Consider the following 20,189-nt stretch of genomic DNA (forward strand, 5'->3'; position numbering starts at 1 on the left):
TGCACATCAATCGCCCGAATCAATGCTTCCGTGGAGCGGAGGCTCAGATTGGCCGCGTCCCTTTGCACCCTGGATAGTTCACACACCCATAGAACGCCTCTCCCACGTTCGGACCGCGCTTGGCGACGCGCTTGATCATGGGATGCGAGCACAACGGGCACACGACCATCGTGACGTCCTCGAACGCTGGCTCCTGCCTTTGCGGAACGGGGCCGCTCGTAGATCGGGACCCAAGCGCGAGCAAGTCCTGCAACTTCTCACCGTCAATCAGCGTGATGTTTCGTCCGTCTGCGAATGCGTGAGCCTCGCGGGTGAATCGCCCCGACGTCACCACGAACCCGCCAGCTGCGCCTTTAGCCGCCATGACCCCGTAGAGCTCCCGCACTACGTTGACGCTGACCTTGTATGCACGCCACTGTTTGCACTGCACGAAGAACGTCTCAGCCCCATTGGTCCCAGGCTTCCTGAGCACCACGTCGACGCCTCCATCCGCGCCTCCGCCACCGGTTTCCTCCACCGTGAATCCGCGCTGACGAAATCCTTCGCCGACGAGCATCTCGAACCGCTGCCAAGACATCCCGTCGATGGCCGCGGCGTCTTGCGCCTGCTTTGAATCCTCGACCAACTTCCGGCGCTGCATTCGCCCGACTGCCGACAGGGCTCCGGCCGCGACAAACATCAGCGGCACGGCGTACTGGCCCACCATCTGGACCGCCGCGAACACCATGGTCGCCACCATGGAGGTTCCTTTCACGATGCCCTGCGGACCGAGCTCCGGCTTTGGCGGTGGCATGGATGCCCACGCATGCAGCGCGAGATAGCTGACCACTGCCAAAACGAAGCACAGCCACCACGGCAGCCTTGCGAGGAGTTTGATCAACTGCTCGCCGCCCTTGCCATTCCTTCTACGGCCCATTTGGTTTTCTCCCTTGTCGGGCCAGTATCACCATCGAGGGCTGGCGCGCTAGTCGGGGTTCATCGGGCGCTTCGGGCGCTTGCGTGACCCCTTTCACACCTCCAATCCCCTACGCAGCGGCTTTCCGCCCTCGCCCCCGCCAAACTCCCTCCCTCAACAAAACCGACATTGCCCAGGGAGGGCAGAGTGCTTCACCCCGTCACTTGGAAGACGCGCCTCGCGGGCATCGCCGCGGCCGTGTTCTTCACCGGTCTGGCTCAAGCCGCCGAGCCCGTCGCCAGTACCCCGAGCGCCGTCACCGCCGACCAGTCGGTCTCCGCCCAGCTGCTCCAGCTCATCGACGGCCTGCGCTCCGGTCTCACCCCCACCGTGGCCGACATCGAGTCCCGCCACCTTGCCGGCGCCGAGCCGCTCGCCCTCTCCATCGCAGCCCTCAACCGCGAGCTCAACCAGCTCGCGCTTGGCTATGGCCACCGCCGGCGCGCCTTCGAGCCCTCCGCGCTGCTCTCCGCCGAATCCTGGCTCGCGACCGACGACGATCGCCGCAGCGTCCGCGCCCGCATGGACAGCTTCGGCGAGCTGATCGACCAGTTCGAACTCGACACCCGCGATGCCCTGAAGCGCGGCGAAGCCGCCATGACCGAGGCCTATGCGCAGACGCCGGAGTCGGTCCGCCGCGACTTGCCCAAGGACTTCGTTCCCGGCCTTCTCGCCAAGACGCGCAAGACCTTGCGCGAATACATGCTCATCGAGAAGTCCCGCCTGACCGAGGTCCTCGACCTCCTGGCGCATCTGGACCGCCACCACGACCAGGTCAGCCTGCGCACCGATCCCAGCCCGCATCTGGCGATCTCGAACCGTGCGGTGGAGAAGAAGTTCCGCGCACAAGTGGCTCGCGTGGAGGCGCTCACCCAGCGCCTCGTCGCCATGAACTTTCTCCCCGAGGTTCAACTCGAACTGAGCCGCCCCAAGTTCGTCCCCGCCATCCAATCCGCCCCGCCCGCGAGCAGCGCCAGCAGCCCTGCCAACGAGAACAGCAGCGCGCTCCAGCCCAACACCTACGCAGCCGCCCAATTCGCCAAGCTCATGCGTGGCATCGGCCAGGGCATCATCCCCAGCGACGAGCAGGTCAAGGTCCTCCGCATCGGCGACATGGAACCCTGGGTTCTCGCCATGCTCGGCTTCCACCGCGGCATGAACGAGCTCGGCAACGGCTATCAGACGCAGATGGCGGAGTTCGTGCCGAACCGCCTCCTCACCGCCCAGAACGTCGTGGACGCGCCTGCTCGCAAGGCCCTTCGCGGCAAGCTCGCCGCCGCCGCGAAACTGGTCACGCAATACGACGCCGATGCCCAGGCCTTCCTGCAGCGCTCCGAAGGGGTCATGGCCAAGGCCTACCTGAAGATCCCGGCTTCCGATCGCGCCGCGTTCTCGGATCCCCTCGGCACCTTGCCCGTGACCCGCATGCGCCAGCTCCTGCGGCGCTACGTCGACCTGGAGCAGCAACGCCAGGCCGAGACCCTCGGCGTCGTGCAGATGCTCGATGACCACGCGGACGGCGTCCGCTGGAGCCAGGGCACCCAGCCGCGTCTGGAGATCCTGGACGACGCTCTGCTGGAGGACTTCCGCGCCCGCGGTCAACGCATCGACGCGCTCGGCGAACGCATCCAGGCGCTGTTCGCCGGACCCATCGCGCAGAACGAGCAGGCCGAGCGCCAGCTCGACGAGAGGATCCGCGCCACCGAGGGCGCCAAGCCATGAGAACCGCCCTCATCGCCGTAGCCGCGGCGCTGGCCTTCTCGCCCATCGCGCGCGCCGACGCTCCGCCGACGGGATCCCCCGCCGCATCGTCCTCCAAGGCGGCCACCGTGTCTCCCGAGCAGGTCATCGCCGCCATCACGGCATTCGGCGAACTGATCGCCGACCTGAATCGCGGCGAGACGATCACCGACGCGCAGGTGAGGGCGCGTCCGCTCGGCGGCCTCGAGTCGCTCGCGATCGCCTTCGTGGCCTCCCACCGCGAACTCCGCGACATCACCACCCGCTATCTCGCGCGCCGTCAGGCGCTCAGCCTCGCCAGGCTCATGAGCGCCAGCCAGCTCGCCACCCGCGCCGATCGCGACTCAGCCCGAGCCCAGATCGCTCAGGCCGAGCAAGCACTCGATGGATACATCGGCGAGATGGTCCCCGCCTTGAAGCGCTCGAAGGCCTCGCTCGACGCCGCCTACGCGGCGACGCCCGCCGAGTTCGGCGTGCCTCGCGAGGTCATCACAACCTCGCCCGGCCGGACGCGTCTCCACTTCCTGAACTTCTTCCCGCTGGAGAAACTGCGGCAGTCGACGGCCCTCGCCATCGTGCAACTGCTGGACGACCACCCGGACAGCTTCCAGCTCAGCGCCGACACGCCCCCTCGGCTCGAGTTCCGCGACGACGCCGTGCTCGCGCGGTACCGCGTCCTCTCCGGCCGCATGAACGCCCAGGCCCAGGCCATCGCGGACCTGGACCCCCTCCTCACCGCGCCGAACGACCTGATCCAGCGCGCGCTGGAGGAGCTCGACAAGCCCGACGCGGGGACGTGATCGCCCGCGCGGCGCATGAGCTCATGCGCAAACCTCACTTCGCCCTCCCGCCGCCCAGCCCCTAGCCTCTCCCCGTCATCCACGCGGAGAGCCCCATGTCCCAATCCCCGACGACGCCCGCCAGCTGGCGTTTCGAAACCCGGTCCATCCACGCCGACTACTCCCCCGACCCCACCACCAAGTCGGTCGCGGTCCCCATCTACCAGACCGTCGCCTACGCCTTCGACTCCGCCCAGCACGGCGCCGATCTCTTCGACCTCAAGGTCCCCGGCAACATCTACAGCCGGATCATGAATCCCACCAACGACGTGCTCGAGCAGCGACTCGCCGCCCTCGAAGGGGGGATCGGCGCGCTCGCCGTCGCCTCCGGCCAGGCCGCCGTCACCTACGCCATCCTCACGCTCGCCGAGGCGGGCGACAACATCGTCGCCTCCAGCGCGCTCTACGGCGGGACCTACAACCTGCTGGCCCACACGCTCCCGCAGTACGGCCTCCAGGCCCGCTTCGCCGACTACCGGCAACCCGAGTCCTTCGCCGGACTCATCGACGCCCGCACCAAGGCCATCTTTGTCGAGTCCCTCGGCAACCCGCAGGGCAACGTCACCGACATCGCGGCGATCGCCAGGATCGCCCACGACCACGGCATTCCGCTGATCGTCGACAACACCGTCCCGTCCCCCTATCTCAGCCGCCCCATCGAGCACGGCGCCGACATCGTCGTGCACTCGCTGACCAAGTACCTCGGCGGCCACGGCACCTCCATCGGCGGCGCCATCGTCGACTCCGGCAAGTTCCCCTGGGCCCTGCACAAGGAGCGCTTCAAGCGCCTGAACGAGCCCGACCCCAGCTACCACGGCGTCGTCTACACCGAGGCCCTCGGCCCCGCCGCCTACATAGGCCGCGCCCGCGTCGTCCCGCTGCGCAACACCGGCGCCGCGCTGTCCCCCTTCAACGCCTTCCTCATCCTCCAGGGGATCGAGACCCTCGCCCTTCGGGTGGACCGCATCAGCGACAACGCGCTCGCGCTCGCGCAGCACCTGAAGCGCCACGACAAGGTGAGCTGGGTCAACTACGCCGGACTGGAGGACCACCCCGATCACGCGCTCGTGCGCAAGTACCTGTCGGGCAAGGCCTCGGGCATCGTCACCTTCGGGCTGAAGGGCCCGGGCGGGCAGGGCCGCGAACGCGGGGCGCGCTTCCTCGACGCGCTCCAGCTCTTCACCCGCCTGGTCAACATCGGCGACGTGCGCTCCCTGGCGACGCATCCCGCGTCCACCACCCACCGCCAGCTCTCGCCCGCCGAGCTCGACAAGGCCGGCGTCTCCGAGGACACCGTCCGCCTCTCCGTCGGCATCGAGCACATCGATGACCTCATCGCGGATCTCGAACAGGCGCTCGCGGCGGTCTAGACCGCCGCCTGCCGTCACTCCTCGCCCAGGGCCCAGGCCACGTAGACCAGCGGGGCATTCCAGTTGATGGCCACCTCGTTGCTCGCGTAGCTGCAGAAGTGATCCAGGTAGGACAGCGCCGGCAATGTCGACGGGTAGGGGACCGGGCAGCCCGCCACGTCCTGGCGGCCCGCGTTCGGGCCGCCGACGACGAAGCCCGGGACCGGTGCGCCCGCGCGTCCCGCCTCCGACGGCCGGTGATGCGGATGCCGGGGAGAGTGCGCGCCGAAGCCCGTCACCATCGACATGCCCAGCGGGTTGCGCCCGAGCACGTAGTCGAGCAGGTCCTGCGCCGCGCGCCGGTAGGGGCGGTCGGCGCCCGGGGCCAGCCGGTCTGCCTGCAGCAGCACCATCGCCTCGTTGAGCACCGTCCCGTTGCTGCCCCAGCCGAAGTCCGGCACTGCGAGCGCGACGCCCCAGCTGGACCTCGCGGATTTCGCCAACAGCTGATCGGCCAGCGCGAGGACGCGTCGCTCGATCAATGCCGGATCCGCCGCCGGGGTCAGGTCGTGACGATGCGTCGCCAGCGACATCCATGCCAGGCCGCGCACGTCGTTCCATGAGGGCACCGTCATCGCCGTGCGCGCCGGCCGCAGGGCCGTGAGGAAGGCGTCCTCGCGCGTGGTGATGTAGAGCTCCGCCGCGGCCCAGGCGAACTCGTCGTCCAGCGTGTCATCGCCGTACTCGCCGGTGTGGATGTCCGGCGGCTGGCGGTAGATCGCGTCCGGATGCGCGCGCGCCCAGTCCCAGGCCGAACGCGCGGCCTTCAGCATCCGCGCCGACAGCCCCGGCCGCTGCGCCTCGAAGTCTCGAAACACGCGGCTCCCGACCGCCATCACCGCGGCGAAGTCCAGCGCGGCCGCCGTGCTCTTCTGAACGACCACACGCGTGCCGGCGGCGCTCGCCACGTCCGGCATCACGGTGCCGTCGAACCGCGGGCTGGTCAGCTTGTGATAGACGCCGCCATCGTCCGGATCCTGCATCGTCAGCATCCAGTCGAGGTTCCACAGCGCCTCGTTGAGCAGGTCTGGCAGGCCGTTGCCGCTCTCCGGCAGGCCGACGCGCAGCGCGCGCCAGCGCGCCGGCGCCTGCTCGTAGGCGGCCAGCAGGGTGTAGACCGAGATGCCGGAGTTGACGATGTACTTGTTGTAGTCGCCCGCGTCGTACCAGCCCTTGGGACTGGCGATCACATCGCCGGCGCGGCGCTTCGGCCCGGCCGCCGAGGCGTGGATCAGCACCCTCGTGTCCGGATGCCCCGCGGCCCGCGCGTGCACGTCCGCCAGGGCCGGTGTCAGCGCGATGCCCGAGCGGTTGAAGTAGAAGGCCCGGATCGCCGCCGCGGTCAGGGCGTCGTATGCGCCGTCCCCGATGCGGAACGGCGCCGAGTCCGCCAGTCCCGCCACCCGCAGGACGTAGCGCCCAGGCGTGGTGATCGCGCTGAAGTCGGCGATCCGCACGGCCAGCCCCGCGGGCGGCCACATCGCCGCGGGCCCGAGCGGCCCGGTCAGCGCGACGCGCCCGGTGCCGAGCTCGACCACGGCGAAGCGGATCGCCGTGCCCGCCGGCACCGTCGCCCGCTTGGACGCCGACGGCAGGAAACCGATCTGATTCAGCGCGATGGCGGGGGCGCTCGATGCGGCGGCCGCGCTCGCGGCGACAGGCGCTGGCGCATCGGCGCCTGGCGCCGGCTCGGTCTGCACGATGGCCGCCATCGCGCTGCCCGGCAGCGCGGCGAGGACCAAGGGCAGAGCGAACGCCAGTCCCAGGCGACCCGCGAAGCGATGCGCGCAAGGGCCAGCGAAGCCGCGTCGCATGCCGCCGCGACTCAGCGCGCGCGCGCCGATCGCGCCTTGGAGGCGGCCGGCGGCGAGGTGGTGGTTTCACGCACTTCCAGCCGGATCGCCGGCACCACGGGCGCCGGCTCTTCCGGAGCGGCGCCCAGCTCGGCCAGCAGCGCCCAGGCCGCCGCCTGGCCCATCGCGAAGGTGTGCTGCCTGACCGTCGTCACCGGCGGCGTCATGTACTTGGACTGCGACAGGTCGTCGAAGCCCACCAGCGACAGCGCCTCCGGCACCTGCACGCCGCGGCGGTGCAGCACCAGCTTCGCGCCCCACAGCGATTGGTCGTTGGCGCAGAACACCGCCGTGAAGTCATGCCCCGAGGCCAGCAGCGTCTCCATCGCCGTGATGCCGCCGCCCTCCATGAAGTCGCCTTCCACGATCAGCGCCGGATCCACGCTCAGGCCCGCCTGGCGGTGCGCCAGCATGAAGCCTTCCTTGCGCTCCTGCGCATCGACCTGGTTCGCCGGCCCGGCGATGTGGGCGATGCGGCGGTGGCCCAGCTGGATCAGGTGCTCGGTGGCCAAGCGGCCGCCCTCCACCTGGTCCTGATAGAAGGAGATCACCCCCGGCGCGCTCATCCGCCGACCGATCACCGCCACCGGCTGCTGCTGCGCCAGCTCCGCGATCTGCGCGTCGCTCATGCGGCCGCCCAGCACGATCAGGCCGTCGACCTTGCGCGCGGTCAGCAGCGCCACGCGCTCGATCTCCTCCTCCGGATTCCAGTGCCCCGGCACGACGATGGGCGCATACCCGCTCCCCGTCAGCGCCTGGTCCACGCCCTTGGCCGCGTTGGCGAAGTAGGGGCTCTCCAGCTCCTGCGTCAGCACGCCGATCGTGTGCGTCGAGCCGCTGCGCAGCCCCCGCGCCGACAGGTTGGGCCGGAACTTCAGCTTCTGGATCGCCGCCTCGACCGCGCGGCGCTTGTCCTCCGCGACGCGAGCCGCCCCGGTCAGGATCCGCGACACCGTCGCCGGCGACACCCCCGCTAGACGCGCGACGTCCTGCACCGTGGCGGCCTCGGGCTTGGCCCGGGGCGAGGAAAGACTCGATGGACTCGATGCCATGAATGACGGGCGCTCGTGACGCCGGTGAACCGATCCGCCGGATGATAACGATTTCGCGTCATCCACGAGACACCGCCCCGTCTCCCGGCCTAGGGACTTCCCTGAAGTGACGCGATTCCCGGTTTGACAACGTTGACAAGCCGATTCCCGCACAGGCAGACTGCATGAATTCGATTTCAAAGCCGCTGAGACAAGGCTGCGTTCCGGGGCTCCGGAGCGTCGACAACAGGAATGAACATGAGATCGCTGAGGCGCCGAGACGCCCTGACGCTGCTGTCCTGCGCGGCGGTCGCCGGTGTGGCCCAGGCCGCGCCGATCCGGCTCACCGTCGCGACCTACCCCGACCTGGACCGCGCGTTGAAGCTGGCCTTGCCGGCCTTCGCCCGCCTGCATCCGGGGGTGGTGGTCAACATCGTGTCGCTCGCCCACAAGGATCACCACACCGCCATGACCACCGCGCTCGCGGCCGGCGCCGCGCTGCCGGACCTGATCGCGCTTGATATGGATTTCATGGGCAAGTTCCTGGATTCCGCCGGGCTCGAGGACCTGAGCCGGCCGCCCTTCAGCGCCGCCGTGGACGAGTCCCGCATCGCGCGCTTCGCCTGGCGTGCCGGCGTCAACCGACACGGCGAGATCAAGGCCCTGCCGGTCGACGTCGGCCCGGGGGCGCTGTTCTACCGCCGGGACCTGCTGGAGCGGGCCGGACTTCAGGAAAACGATCTCACGGCGTCGTGGACGGGCTTCATCGCCGCGGGCCGGAAGCTGCGCGCCGCCACCGGCGCCTACCTGGTCGCGCATGCCCAGGACCTCAAGGACATCCGCATCCGCGCCGGGCTGTCGGACGGGGAGGGCGTGTTCTTCGACGCCCAGGGGCGCAGCCTGGTCCGGACCGAGCGCTTCCAGCGCGCCTTCGAGTTGGCGCTCCAGGCGCGCGACGCCGGCATCGACGCCCGCGTGCGCGCCTGGACCAACGAATGGGCCGAGGGCTTCCGCCGCGACGCCATCGCGGCCCAGATGATGGGCTCCTGGCTGGGCGGTCATCTGAAGCACTGGATCGCGCCGGCGACCGCCGGGAAGTGGCGCTCCGCGCCGCTCCCGGAGGGCGTGGCCGCGGCCTGGGGCGGCTCGTTCTATGCCATCCCGGTGCACTCGCGCCAGAAGGCGCTGGCCTGGGACCTGCTGCGACTGCTGTCGCTGGACCGCGACCAGCAACTGGCCGCCTTCCGCTCGCTCGACGCCTTCCCGGTGCTGCTGAGCGCGCAGGACGACGACTTCCTCGCCGAGCCCATCGCCTTCCTCGGTGGCGAGCCGGCGCGCCTGCAATGGCGTGACATGGCGCGGCGGGTGCCCGCGCTCGCGCTCGATCGCTACGACGCGGTCGCCGACGAGGTCGTCCGCAACGAGCTCGACCTGGTGCTGCAGCGCCGCAAGGACATCGGGCCCGCCCTGGCCGATGCCCGCGCCGCGATCGAGCGCCGCGTGCGCCGCCGCCCCGACCCGCGCGGCTGAGCGCCCCGCCGACACGATGTCCGCAGACACGCCGCCCGCCCACCGGATCCCCCCATGACCCTCCGCGCCCTCCTGTCCACCCGACCGCGACTGCCGCAGTCACTGCGCATCCCGCGCCGCTGGATGCCGTATCTCTTCATCAGCCCCTTCTTCCTGCTCTTCGCGGCCTTCGGTCTGTTCCCGCTGCTGTTCTCCATCGTGCTGTCGCTGCACAGCTGGGATGCGGCCGCCGGCCTGGGCGCGATGCAGTGGGTGGGGCTGGACAACTACCTCTACGCGCTGACGCGCGACGACGGTCTGCGCGCCACGCTCTACAACACGCTGTGGCTGGCCGTGGTCGGCGGCGTGCCGCAGCACCTGGTCGCGCTGCCGCTGGCCTACTACCTGCACACCGCCTTCCGCCGCTGGCGCAATGGCGTGGTGGGGCTGTACTTCCTGCCCTTCATCACCTCGACGGTGGCCGTCTCGCTGGTGTTCTCGGCCTTGTTCTCCAAGGACTTCGGCGCCATCAACGCGGCCCTGGGCGCGCTGCGCGACCTGCCGCTGCTGGGGTCACTGTTCCCCGCGGGCCCCGTCGACTGGGACCAGGCCGAGAACACGCGCTGGATGATCGCCATCGTGGTGTTCTGGCGCTACGTGGGCTGGAACACGGTGCTCTACCTGTCGGCCATCCAGACCATCCCGCGCGACCTGTTCGAGGCCGCCCGCGTCGACGGCGTCAGCGAACGCCAGACCTTCCTGCACATCGTCCTGCCGCAGCTGCGCCCCATGGTGTTCTTCGCGGTGACGCTGGCCATCATCGGCAGCCTGCAGCTCTTCGAGGAGCCCTTCATCCTCACCGGCGGAACCGGCGGCTCCGGCCAGGCCGGCAAGACCGTCGCGATGCACCTGTACTCGGTGGCCTTCACCGACGGCGACTTCGGCACCGCCTCGGCCATCGCCTGGCTGCTGTTCCTGCTGATCGCCGGCGCCACCTGGCTCAACAACCGCCTGCTGGGCCGGCAGCGCTGAAGCCCGCGCCGACGTCCACGCCCAAGCGCCAGAGACCCCATGTCCACCATGCTCACTTCCCCCGCCGACGCGCTCGACCGCGACGACGCGCCGATCCGTCGCCGCCGATGGCCGGCCGGCCGCCTCGTCGGCCACGCCATCGTGCTGGCCGGCGCGCTGCTGATGTTCGCGCCCTTCTACCTGATGATGGTCTTCGCGACCCACAGCAACGCGGACATCCTCTCGGTGCCGCCGCCGCTGTGGTTCGGCGACGCGCTGCCCGACAACCTCGCGCTGCTGCTGGATCGGCTGCCCTTCTTCTGGCGCAACCTGGGCTGGAGCTTCTACATCGCCTTCGCGGTGACGGCGCTGAACCTGCTGCTGTGCTCGCTGGCCGGCTACGCCTTCGCGCTGCTGGACTTCGCGGGGCGCGACCGGCTCTTCGGGCTGGTCGTGGCGACGCTGCTGCTGCCCGGCTTCCTCGGCATGGTGCCCACCGTGCTGACCATGGCCTGGCTGGGCTGGCTCAATGAGCACAAGGCCCTGATCGTGCCGGGCGCCTGTGGCGCGCTGGGCATCTTCATGATGCGCCAGTACATCGGCGCCAGCGTGCCGCGCGAGCTGGTCGAGGCCGCGCGCCTGGACGGCTGCGGGGAGTTCGCGATCTTCTGGCGCATCGTGCTGCCGCTGACGCTGCCCGCGCTGGGCACGCTCGGGCTGATCACCTTCATCGGCTCGTGGAACAACTTCATGGGGCCGCTGGTCGTCATCCGCGACATGGACCTCTACACCGTGCCGCTGGCCCTGCGCGCGCTGCAGGGCAGCGGGCAGACGCCCTGGGGCGCGCTGAGCGCCGGCGCCGCCATCGCGGTGCTGCCCCTGCTGATCCTGTTCGTGGTGGCCTCGCGCCGCCTCATCGACGGCCTCACGGCCGGCGCCGTGAAGTGAGCCTCCCGCATCCCCCCGCATTTCTTGCGCATTCATCCCCGTTCCCCATGACCTCCAAGCCTGACATGACCGACCGCTTCGCCACCTCCTCGCCGCTGTCCGCCGACGCGATGCGCCTGCTGGGCCGCGACTTCGCCTGGGGCGTGGCCACCAGCGCCTATCAGATCGAAGGCGCCGTCGACGTCGACGGCCGCGGCCCGTCGATCTGGGACACCTTCGCCCGCCAGCCCGGCCGCACCGTCAACGGCGAGAGCGGCGCGGTCGCCTGCGACCACTACCGCCGCTGGGCCGACGACGTGGCGATGATCGCGGGCCTGGGGCTGGACGCGTACCGCTTCTCCATCGCCTGGCCGCGCGTGCAGCCGCAGGGCCGGGGCGCCTTCAACGTCAAGGGCCTGGACTTCTACGACCGCCTGGTCGACGGACTGCTGGAGCGGGGCATCGCGCCGCACGCCACGCTCTATCACTGGGACCTGCCGCAGGCCTTGCAGGACCTGGGCGGCTGGGGGAACCGCGACACGGCCTTCCACTTCGCCACCTACGCCGACGCCATCGCGCGCCGACTCGGCGATCGCCTGGCGTCGCTGGCCACGCACAACGAGCCCTGGTGCACCGCCGTGCTCGGCCATGAGATCGGCAAGTTCGCGCCGGGCGATCGCGAGCCGCAGCTGGCGGCGCAGGTGTCGCACCACCTGCTGCTGTCGCACGGCCTGGCGATGAGCGCCATGCGTGCCAGCGGCGCGGCCTGCCCGCTGGGCATCGTGCTGAACCAGTCCGGCACCACCCCCGCCACCGACAGCGCCGCCGATCGCGCCGCCGCGGCCACCGAGTACGCCCGCTTCGTGCGCTGGTACATGGACCCGCTGTTCCTGGGCCGCTATCCGGTGGACGCCGGCATCGCGCATTACCCCGAGGTGCGCGACGGCGACATGGCGCTGATCCAGGCGCCGCTCGATTTCCTGGGCGTCAACTTCTACACCCGCATCTGGGTCAGCCGCGACCGGCCCGAGCGTCCCGCGCCGATGGCGCTGGGCCAGACCGACATGGGCTGGGAGGTCTACCCCGACGGACTGCGCGAGCTGCTCGTGGGTCTGAAGGACCAGTACCGCGACCTGCCGCCGATCTTCATCACCGAGAACGGCATGGCCAACGCCGACACGCTGGCCGACGGCCGCGTCGCCGACCAGGCCCGCATCGACTACGTGCGCCGCCATCTGGAGGCGCTGGCCCAGGCCAAGGCCGCCGGGGTGGACGTCCGCGGCTACTTCTACTGGAGCCTGATGGACAACTACGAGTGGGACTCGGGCTACGCCAAGCGCTTCGGCCTGGTGCATGTGGACTACGCCACTCAGCAACGCACGCTCAAGGACAGCGCGCACTGGTACCGCGACACCATCGCGGCCGTGCGGCACGAAGGCGCCCGGGCCGATCAGGCGGACGCGTCCGATCAGGCCGTGCCGGGCGACCGCGTCGGCGGGGCGTCCGCCGCGACGGCGGCCCCGGCGGCCGCCACCGGCGGCATGACGCCCGCGGAGGCCCACCATGGCTGAAGTCCGACTGCGCGGCTTGCGCAAGCGCTACGGCGGTGTCGAGGTGCTCAAGGGCATCGACCTGGACATCGCGGACGGTGAGTTCACCGTGTTCGTCGGCCCGTCCGGCTGCGGCAAGTCCACGCTGCTGCGGATGATCGCCGGGCTGGAGGACATCGACGCGGGCGAGGTCCACATCGGGGGCCGAAGCGTGGGCGCGGTCGATGCGTCGCAGCGCGGCGTCGCGATGGTGTTCCAGAGTTATGCGCTCTATCCGCACATGACGGTCGAGCAGAACATGGGCTTCGCGCTGAAGATGGCCGGCCAGTCCAAGGCCGCCGTGCGCGAGCGCGTCGGCCAGGTCGCCGAGATCCTGCGCATCGGTCACCTGCTGCAGCGTCGGCCGCGCGAGCTCTCCGGCGGCCAGCGCCAGCGCGTGGCCATCGGCCGCGCGATCGTGCGCCGGCCGGCGGTGTTCCTGTTCGACGAGCCGCTGTCCAACCTGGACTCCGCGCTGCGCGTGCAGATGCGACTGGAGCTGGCGCGGCTGCATCGCGAGCTCGGCACCACCATGATCTACGTCACCCACGACCAGGTCGAGGCCATGACCCTGGGCGATCGCATCGCCGTGTTCAACGCCGGTCGCGTGGAGCAGGTGGGCTCGCCGCTGGACCTCTTCGAGCGGCCCGCGAGCCGCTTCGTCGCCGGCTTCCTCGGCACGCCGACGATGAACTTCCTGCCCGTCCCGGCCGCTGGTGGCGACGGTCCACGCCTGGCCCAGGCCGGCGTCGCGATCCCCGCGGCGATGCCGTCGAGCGGGCCGCTGACCCTGGGCGTGCGCGCCAGCCACCTGTCGCTGGTCGCGCCCGCCGACGGCCTGCCGGCGCGCGTCGAGCTCATCGAGCACCTGGGCGACATGGTGATCGCGCATGCGCGCCTGGCCGCCGATCAGCCGCTGCTGGCGATCCGGTTGCCGGTCGACGCGCGACCGCCCCGGCCCGGCGACGCGGTCGGCCTGCGCATCCAGTCCGACCGCATCCACCTCTTCGACGCCGAGGGCCGCGCGCTCGCCGCGTGACCCCCGGCCGGTGCCTCGTTTCGCCCCGTCCCGCCCCGTTCGTTCGACCGGCTCGACCGGCATGAGCGGTCGGGCCGGCTCCAGCAGTTCCAGCAGTCCCCCCGTTTCCCGACGCAGTACCTCCACCGGCCTCGTGCCCCTCGCCAATCCCACCCAGTGACTTCCCGCCAGAGGACAACAATGACAACGAGACAAGCGACCCCACTGCAGACGCGGCTCGCGCCGCAAGCCCCTCGCGCCCACCACGCCGGCCTCACGCTCGTGATGGCCGCCGTGCTGGCCGTGTGCCACGGCCAGGCCCAGGCTCAGGCGGAAACCCCGCCCGCCTCGCCCGCCGCGCCGGCCTCCGCCCCGCGCGCCGACGCCAAGCCCGCCGCCGAGCCGGCCGGCACCGACGGCCGCCTGGAGACCGTCACCGTCACCTCCAACCGCCGCCTCGAGACCGCTCAGAAGGTGTCCGGTGTCGTGCAATCGCTCAGCGCCGATCAACTGCGCAAGGACGGCATCGCCGACGTGCGCCAGCTCCAGAGCGCCGTGCCCGGGCTGAGCATCGCCAACCAGGAGGGCAACGTCGAGATCTTCATCCGCGGCGTCGGCTCGGCCAACAACACCGAGCTGGGCGACCCCGGCGCGGCGCCACACCTGAACGGCGTCTACATCCCGCGCCCGCGCGGCCTGGGGCTGATGTTCTACGACCTGGAGCGGGTCGAGGTGAACAAGGGTCCGCAAGGCACGCTGTACGGCCGCAACGCGCTGGCCGGCACGCTCAACATCATCAGCGCTCAGCCGCGCCTGAACGAGTTCTCGGGCTACGCGCAGGGCGAGGTCTCCAACCGCAGCGGCCACGGCGCCGAGGCGGCGGTGAACGTGCCCGTCGGCTCGGATGCCGCGATCCGCATCGCCGGCTACCAGAGCACCAAGGACTACGGCTTCACCAACGTCTCGACGGACCCCAACGCCAGCCAGCTCAAGCCGGCGGGCCTGGAGAACAACCGCGCGCTGCGCCTGTCCGCGCGCTGGGAGCCGACCGAGGCGCTGCGCTTCAGCGTGGTCGCCGACACGGGCCGCGAGCGCGGCACGGGCTATCCCGGCGCCAACATCTTCAGCGCGGTCAGCGCCAGCGGTCTGCGCGCCGAGGACCTGGACCTGCGCCGCGTCGTCTATCGCGGCACGCAGGGCGACATGCGCAACGACCTGTGGGGGGTGCTGGGCAAGGTCGAGGCCGACCTCGGCCCGGTCAGCGCGGAGTTCAACGCCAGCCGCCGTTCGGTGGACTTCTGGCAGCGCAACGGACAGTCCGACGGCATCGACTGGCCGGGTCGCGACCTCACGAAGGTCAACTACGACAACTACTCGACGCAGTACTGGCAGACGCTGTCCAAGAGCAACGTCTACGAGCTGGTGCTGCGCTCCAACGACTCGCAGCAGCCGCTGCAATGGACCGCCGGCGTCTTCCACTTCAAGGAGAAGCAGGCGGTGGGCTACGCGTCGCTGTCCGACGGCGGCTGCTGCTACTGGGGCAGCGAGTTCACCATGCCCGACGTGCGTGGCAAGTCCACCGCCGGCTATGTCGACGCGACCTACAAGGTCACGCCCGACTGGCGCGCCATCGTGGGCTTCCGCCGGACGCAGGAGAGCAAGTCCCGCTACGGCATCGGCGGCAACCTGGGCGTGGTCCTGGGCGGCGAGAACTACGACTGCTGCTACGCCACGCGTTGGGGCACCGAGGGCTTCCAGCCGGCGCTGCTGTCGCGCCCCAACTTCGACATGAGCAAGGTCACGACCGACGCCCAGCGGGCGCAGTTCATCCTCCAGACCTTCCTCACGCCCGGCCGCCGCGATCTGGTCGCGCAGCAGCTGGGACCCATCGCCAGCGGCGCCAATCCCAACGGCGCTTGCGTCGATCGCCCCGACGTCAACGACAACGGCCGGCTGTCCTGCCCGCTGACCAATCCCTCGGGCACCAACGGCGGCTTCTCGTACGTGAACTCCTGGGACCTGCCGACGCAGCAGTACGGCGCCAGCACCGCCAAGTACAACGACTTCCGGGTCGGCGTCGAGCATGACCTGGGCCGGGACGCGATGGTCTACGCCAAGTTCTCGACCGGACACAAGGCCGGCGGCTTCAACGACACCTTCGCCACCTCGCCCATCCCCGAGGTCTACGGGCCGGAGAAGCTCAGCGTGCTGGAAGTGGGCTCGCGCAACGTGCTCGAGCTGATGGGGCGTCGCTCGGTGGTCAATGTGTCGGCCTTCTACTACGACTACAAGAACCAGGTCTTCCAGGACCTGAGCTGCATCAAGGTCAACACGCAGGTCACGCCCAACACCTGCAACGGCTACTCGCTGGTGAACCGCAACATCGGCGCGTCGCGGCTGTACGGCCTGGAGGGCGAGCTGCGCATGCCGCTGCCGGCCGGCTTCGCGCTGGATCTGAACGCGGTGCTGCTGCAGACCAAGGTCCGCAGCGCGGTCGTGGCCGACGCGCGCGCCATCGATTACGGACAGGGCGGCAAGGCGCCGCAGATCAACCTGGCGGGCAACGAGCTGCCGCTGGCTTCCAAGGTCAACGTGTCGGCGCGGCTGCAGCAGGCCTTCGCCTTCGGGCCGGGCAAGCTGGACTGGCAGGCGCTGCTGAGCTACCGCTCGTCCTACTACCTGACCCAGTACAACGAGCTGGACGTGGTGACGCTGAGCGGCGCCGCCACGAGCGCCCTGGCGGCCGGTTTCCCGGATCGCCAGAAGGGCTACGCGACGCTGAATCTGGGCCTGGGCTACACGCTGAACCGCTACCGCGTCGAGGCCTTCGCCAGCAACGTGACCAACGAGCAGGCCTCGACCAAGGCGCTGGTGGGTTCCAGCCTCAACGTGCGCTTCCTCAACGACGCCCGCAGCTATGGACTGCGCGTGCGCGCGAACTTCTGACCACGGCTTGAAGATCGGCGCGCCATCCCGGCGCGCCTGTTTCCGCGCGCCTGGCGCGCGATTCCCGAAAGAAAAGGAGACAGCGATGAGACACGACATCAGGCGCGCGCTGCGCGCGGCGCTGCTGATCGGCACGATCGGCCTGGGGGCGGGGGGCTGCGCAAGGGCGGCCGGCTTCTTCGACGGCTTCGACGGCACCGGCGGCGCCGGCTCGGCCTGGGAGACGGCGACCTGGCACAACGGCGCGCCCTTCGGCTGCGGCTTCGCCTACAGCGAGGTGTGGAAGGACTCGGGCAACCTGGTGCTCAACGTCAACAGCGGCACAGGCCGCTGCGGCGAAGTGCGCACCTGGCAGAGCTTCACCTACGGCAAGTTCACCACGCGGGTGAAGGCGAGCAACTTCGCCGGGGGCAACACCTCGTTCTTCCTCTACACCGGCACGGCGGGCACCCCCAGCCACTTCGAGATCGACATCGAGCTGATCAAGGGCGGCACGGTACTGCACACCAACGTGTGGAAGGCCGGCGTGCAGAACTATCAGCAGTTCCCGATCGGGACCGGCTGGCAGACCCTGGGCTTCGAATGGCGCGAGAACTTCGTGCGCTGGTTCAAGGTCGACGCGCAAGGCGGCGAGACCACGATCCGGCACCAGATCGTGTCGGTGTCCACCCCGATGCGCCTGATGCTCAACCACTGGCGCGGCGACAACAGCCCCGACGCCGTCGGCTTCGTCGGCCAATGGAACGGCGGCGGCGGTCCGGCGACCTACGACTGGGTGAAGGTGGAGTGAGACCCGCGGCCCGGCGCGGCGCGTGAGGGGGCCGGAATCGGACGGTGTACAGTCCCCGAGCTCCGGCGGTGGCGCTGCCCGTTGCCGGGTCCGGGGCGCCTTGCCGCCGACGTCCGCTCCTGCCCATGCCCGATCCTTCCCTCTCCTTCGAACGCGACCTCCGCGCCGATCCCGACATCGCGCGCCTGATGGGCACGCTGTCGCTGGATCATGTGCAGGCGCGGGCTCTGCTGACGGAGGAGGTGGCCGAGTACGCCCGCGCCGGCCGTCGACTTCACCTGGCATACGCGCTCGCGCTGCTGGCGCGCGTGCACGCGCTCCAGGGCGACGGCGAGGCCGCGGACGCGACGGCGCGGCAGGCTCGTCAGCTGTTCAAGGAAGAGGGCGCCCCCAGTGGCGAGGCCCTGGTGCTGCATTCGATGGCGATTCGCCATCTCGTGGGCGGGCGGCAGGCGCAGGCGCTGGAGGACTTGAATCGCGCCTTGCCGCTGGCTCGCGGCAGCGGCTGGCCGGACGTCCAGGCCTGCGTCCACAACATACTCGGCGTGGTGCTCAACGACATGGGCCGCCACGACGAAGCCGCGCGGACGCTGCGCGAGGCACTCGAGCTGCCCGCGCCGACGCTCTCCCGCTCCTTGAGCCTGAGGTTGCACGGCAACCTCGCGCTGGCGCTCGCTCGCGGCGCGCAGCGCGCCAAGCAGAGGCAGGACGGCGATTGGCGCTCGCGCGCCGACGAGGCGGTCGAGGAGGCCCGCCATGTGTCTCGGCATGTCGATGAACTGCTGCCTGGCGACCGCGCGGCCTTCCTGGACACGCTGGCCACGGCGTTGGTCGCGCAGGGAGCCCTGGACGAAGCGCATCTGGCGCTGGACGAGGCGCAGGCCACGTTCGATGCGGACGGCGACGATCTGGGGCTGCTCTACACCTCGCTGACGCGGTCTCGCGCCTGGCTCGAATCCCATGAGCCCGCCAAGGCGCTGCAGGCGCTGTCGCGAGGTCGGGAGGCGGCCGCGCGCAGTGGCGCGACGGTGCTGCTGGACGAACTGGAACTCCAGGCCTCGATCGCGCACGAGCAGTTGGGGGACTACCGCGCGGCGCTCGCGGCGCACCAGGCCTTCTATCGCTGGCGAGAGACGCAGGTGCTGGCGCTGGCGGAGGAACGGGCCCGCTCGCTTGCCGTCACGCTGGATTTCGACCGCGCGCACCGCGAATCGCGCCACGACGCGCTCACCGGCCTGCTCAACCGGCGCGGCTTCGACGAGCTGTTCGAGCGCGTTCTGGGCCGAGCCGGCCTGAACGCGGGGGTGGGGCTGGCGCTGATCGACCTCGACCACTTCAAGCAGGTCAATGACCGATTCGGTCACGCGGCTGGCGACGACGCGCTGCGCCTTGTCGCCAAGCTGCTGACCTCGGAATGCCGTGCAACGGATTTCGCCGCGCGGCTGGGCGGCGACGAGTTCGTCCTTGTGGTGCAGGGCGATCGCGGCACCGCGGCGGCTGTCTGCGGGCGTGTGCTGGAGCGGCTGCGCGCGCAGGGACACGATCCCGGGACAGGGGGGCCGGCGCTGACGATCAGCGCCGGCGTCGCGGAGACCGATCGCCCCGAGGCCCCGGCGACGATGCTCGCGCGCGCCGACGAGGCGCTGTACCGCGTCAAGGCGGCGGGACGGGACGGCGTTCAGGTCGGCTGAGGCCGGGCGTCCGGGACGCCGTCGCCGATCACGGGCTGCCGCACCGCCCGCCGACGAGCGTCCGGCGCTCTCGCTAGGACTTCTCGCCCAGCAGCCGCGCGATCTCCTTGCGGCTGCCCTTCATCACCTGATCGAGCACCGGGATCAGCGCCGCGAAGGGCCCCGTCCGCGCGGTCGCGAAGCGTTCCACCTGGTGGCCGAGCGAGCCGCCGCCCACGCGCAGCTTGTCCAGGCTGCCACCGGACTCGACCACGCGCCGCTGGAGCTCGACGGCATCGGTGTTGAAGTCGCTGGCGAGCAGCACGTCGCAGCGGCCCGCCATCAGCTGGCGCACGCGGGTGCGGAAGTCGCCGGAGATGTATTCGGCCGAGAAGCCCGAAAGCCGCGCGTCCCCGAGCGTGTCGCCGTAGTCCAGCCCGCGCACCAGGCAGACGCGCAGGTCCTTCAGGTCCTCGGCGGAGCGCAGCTCGCGCCTGACCTCGCTGCGCGCGATCGGCCACAGCCCGCTCACCAGCACCTCCTCCGAGAACAGCAGACGCGAGGCGCGCATCGACGAGCGCCCCGGGCCCAGCCCCAGCGTCCAGCCGTTCTCCACCATCGCCAGCATCCGCGTGACGGGCACGGGTTGGTAGTCCCACACGATCTGCGCGTGACGGGCGATCAGGTCCAGCACCGGGCGCACCTGCACCAGATTCACGCCCTCGGGGAGAGCGAGGGGATAGACCGAGGTCACCGCTCGCGCGGCCAGCGGCGAGCAGAGCAGGGAGGCGCGCAGGATCGAGCGGCGGTTGAGCATCGCGACACGCTAGCCGCCCCGATTGAAACCTTGGTGAAGGTCCCGCGATCCCCCGAAGGGGAGAGCCGCAAAGCCGCGCATCGCG

General features: G+C 70.4%; 15 protein-coding genes. 11 read left to right on the forward strand and 4 right to left on the reverse strand.

Features of this window, described 5'->3' with window-relative positions:
• Positions 1 to 43: 43 nt before the first annotated feature.
• On the reverse strand, positions 44 to 916 hold the full coding sequence (locus tag MCHT01_RS01140; RefSeq protein WP_067061147.1) for a restriction endonuclease: 873 nt from the start codon (positions 914 to 916) through the stop codon (positions 44 to 46).
• A 186-nt stretch (positions 917 to 1,102) separates the two neighbouring features.
• Between MCHT01_RS01140 and MCHT01_RS01145 the strand changes: the two genes are divergently transcribed.
• From MCHT01_RS01145 to MCHT01_RS01155, 3 genes are all read left to right on the forward strand, one after another.
• Complete coding sequence (locus tag MCHT01_RS01145; protein ID WP_067061150.1) at positions 1,103 to 2,677, forward strand: hypothetical protein; 1,575 nt, start codon at positions 1,103 to 1,105, stop codon at positions 2,675 to 2,677.
• Positions 2,674 to 3,495 (forward strand): hypothetical protein, encoded by an 822-nt coding sequence (locus MCHT01_RS01150; RefSeq protein WP_067061151.1) that lies wholly within the window; start codon positions 2,674 to 2,676, stop codon positions 3,493 to 3,495. The genes MCHT01_RS01145 and MCHT01_RS01150 overlap by 4 nt, the downstream gene beginning before the upstream one ends.
• Positions 3,496 to 3,590: 95 nt before the next feature.
• Positions 3,591 to 4,904 (forward strand): O-acetylhomoserine aminocarboxypropyltransferase/cysteine synthase family protein, encoded by a 1,314-nt coding sequence (locus MCHT01_RS01155; RefSeq protein ID WP_067061153.1) that lies wholly within the window; start codon positions 3,591 to 3,593, stop codon positions 4,902 to 4,904.
• 14 nt (positions 4,905 to 4,918) lie between these two features.
• On the opposite strand, the gene MCHT01_RS01160 is transcribed toward MCHT01_RS01155, so the two are convergent.
• Both MCHT01_RS01160 and MCHT01_RS01165 read right to left on the reverse strand, forming a co-directional pair.
• The gene (locus MCHT01_RS01160) at positions 4,919 to 6,685 is read right to left on the reverse strand and encodes a glycoside hydrolase family 9 protein (RefSeq protein ID WP_245643116.1); all 1,767 of its coding nucleotides are present in this window, start codon (positions 6,683 to 6,685) and stop codon (positions 4,919 to 4,921) included.
• 83 nt (positions 6,686 to 6,768) lie between these two features.
• Entirely contained in the window at positions 6,769 to 7,848 is a 1,080-nt protein-coding gene (locus MCHT01_RS01165) for a LacI family DNA-binding transcriptional regulator (protein ID WP_067061154.1), read from the reverse strand.
• A 237-nt stretch (positions 7,849 to 8,085) separates the two neighbouring features.
• Here MCHT01_RS01165 and MCHT01_RS01170 point away from each other — a divergent pair, with 237 nt between their 5' ends.
• The 8 genes from MCHT01_RS01170 (at position 8,086) to MCHT01_RS01205 (ending at position 19,308) form a co-directional block, all read left to right on the forward strand.
• Entirely contained in the window at positions 8,086 to 9,357 is a 1,272-nt protein-coding gene (locus MCHT01_RS01170) for an ABC transporter substrate-binding protein (protein WP_067061337.1), read from the forward strand.
• A gap of 54 nt (positions 9,358 to 9,411) precedes the next feature.
• On the forward strand, positions 9,412 to 10,368 hold the full coding sequence (locus MCHT01_RS01175; protein WP_067061157.1) for a carbohydrate ABC transporter permease: 957 nt from the start codon (positions 9,412 to 9,414) through the stop codon (positions 10,366 to 10,368).
• Positions 10,369 to 10,407: 39 nt separating this feature from the next.
• The gene (locus MCHT01_RS01180) at positions 10,408 to 11,295 is read left to right on the forward strand and encodes a carbohydrate ABC transporter permease (RefSeq protein WP_245643117.1); all 888 of its coding nucleotides are present in this window, start codon (positions 10,408 to 10,410) and stop codon (positions 11,293 to 11,295) included.
• 110 nt (positions 11,296 to 11,405) lie between these two features.
• Positions 11,406 to 12,845, forward strand: a complete 1,440-nt coding sequence (locus tag MCHT01_RS01185; protein ID WP_148661334.1) for a GH1 family beta-glucosidase — start codon at positions 11,406 to 11,408, stop codon at positions 12,843 to 12,845.
• Positions 12,838 to 13,902 (forward strand): ABC transporter ATP-binding protein, encoded by a 1,065-nt coding sequence (locus tag MCHT01_RS01190; RefSeq protein ID WP_067061158.1) that lies wholly within the window; start codon positions 12,838 to 12,840, stop codon positions 13,900 to 13,902. Before MCHT01_RS01185 ends, MCHT01_RS01190 begins: the two co-directional genes overlap by 8 nt.
• A gap of 180 nt (positions 13,903 to 14,082) precedes the next feature.
• On the forward strand, positions 14,083 to 16,827 hold the full coding sequence (locus MCHT01_RS01195) for a TonB-dependent receptor (protein WP_218017845.1): 2,745 nt from the start codon (positions 14,083 to 14,085) through the stop codon (positions 16,825 to 16,827).
• A gap of 85 nt (positions 16,828 to 16,912) precedes the next feature.
• Entirely contained in the window at positions 16,913 to 17,617 is a 705-nt protein-coding gene (locus MCHT01_RS01200) for a family 16 glycosylhydrolase (protein WP_067061160.1), read from the forward strand.
• 125 nt (positions 17,618 to 17,742) lie between these two features.
• Positions 17,743 to 19,308, forward strand: coding sequence for a GGDEF domain-containing protein (locus MCHT01_RS01205; protein ID WP_067061164.1), 1,566 nt, complete (start codon positions 17,743 to 17,745; stop codon positions 19,306 to 19,308).
• Between the two features lie 73 nt (positions 19,309 to 19,381).
• Here MCHT01_RS01205 and MCHT01_RS01210 read toward each other — a convergent pair whose 3' ends face one another.
• Positions 19,382 to 20,104 (reverse strand): substrate-binding periplasmic protein, encoded by a 723-nt coding sequence (locus MCHT01_RS01210; protein ID WP_067061167.1) that lies wholly within the window; start codon positions 20,102 to 20,104, stop codon positions 19,382 to 19,384.
• Positions 20,105 to 20,189: the final 85 nt, after the last annotated feature.

The organism is Mitsuaria chitosanitabida ATCC BAA-476 = NBRC 102408 (assembly GCF_001598255.1).
Classification (GTDB): domain Bacteria; phylum Pseudomonadota; class Gammaproteobacteria; order Burkholderiales; family Burkholderiaceae_C; genus Roseateles; species Roseateles chitosanitabidus.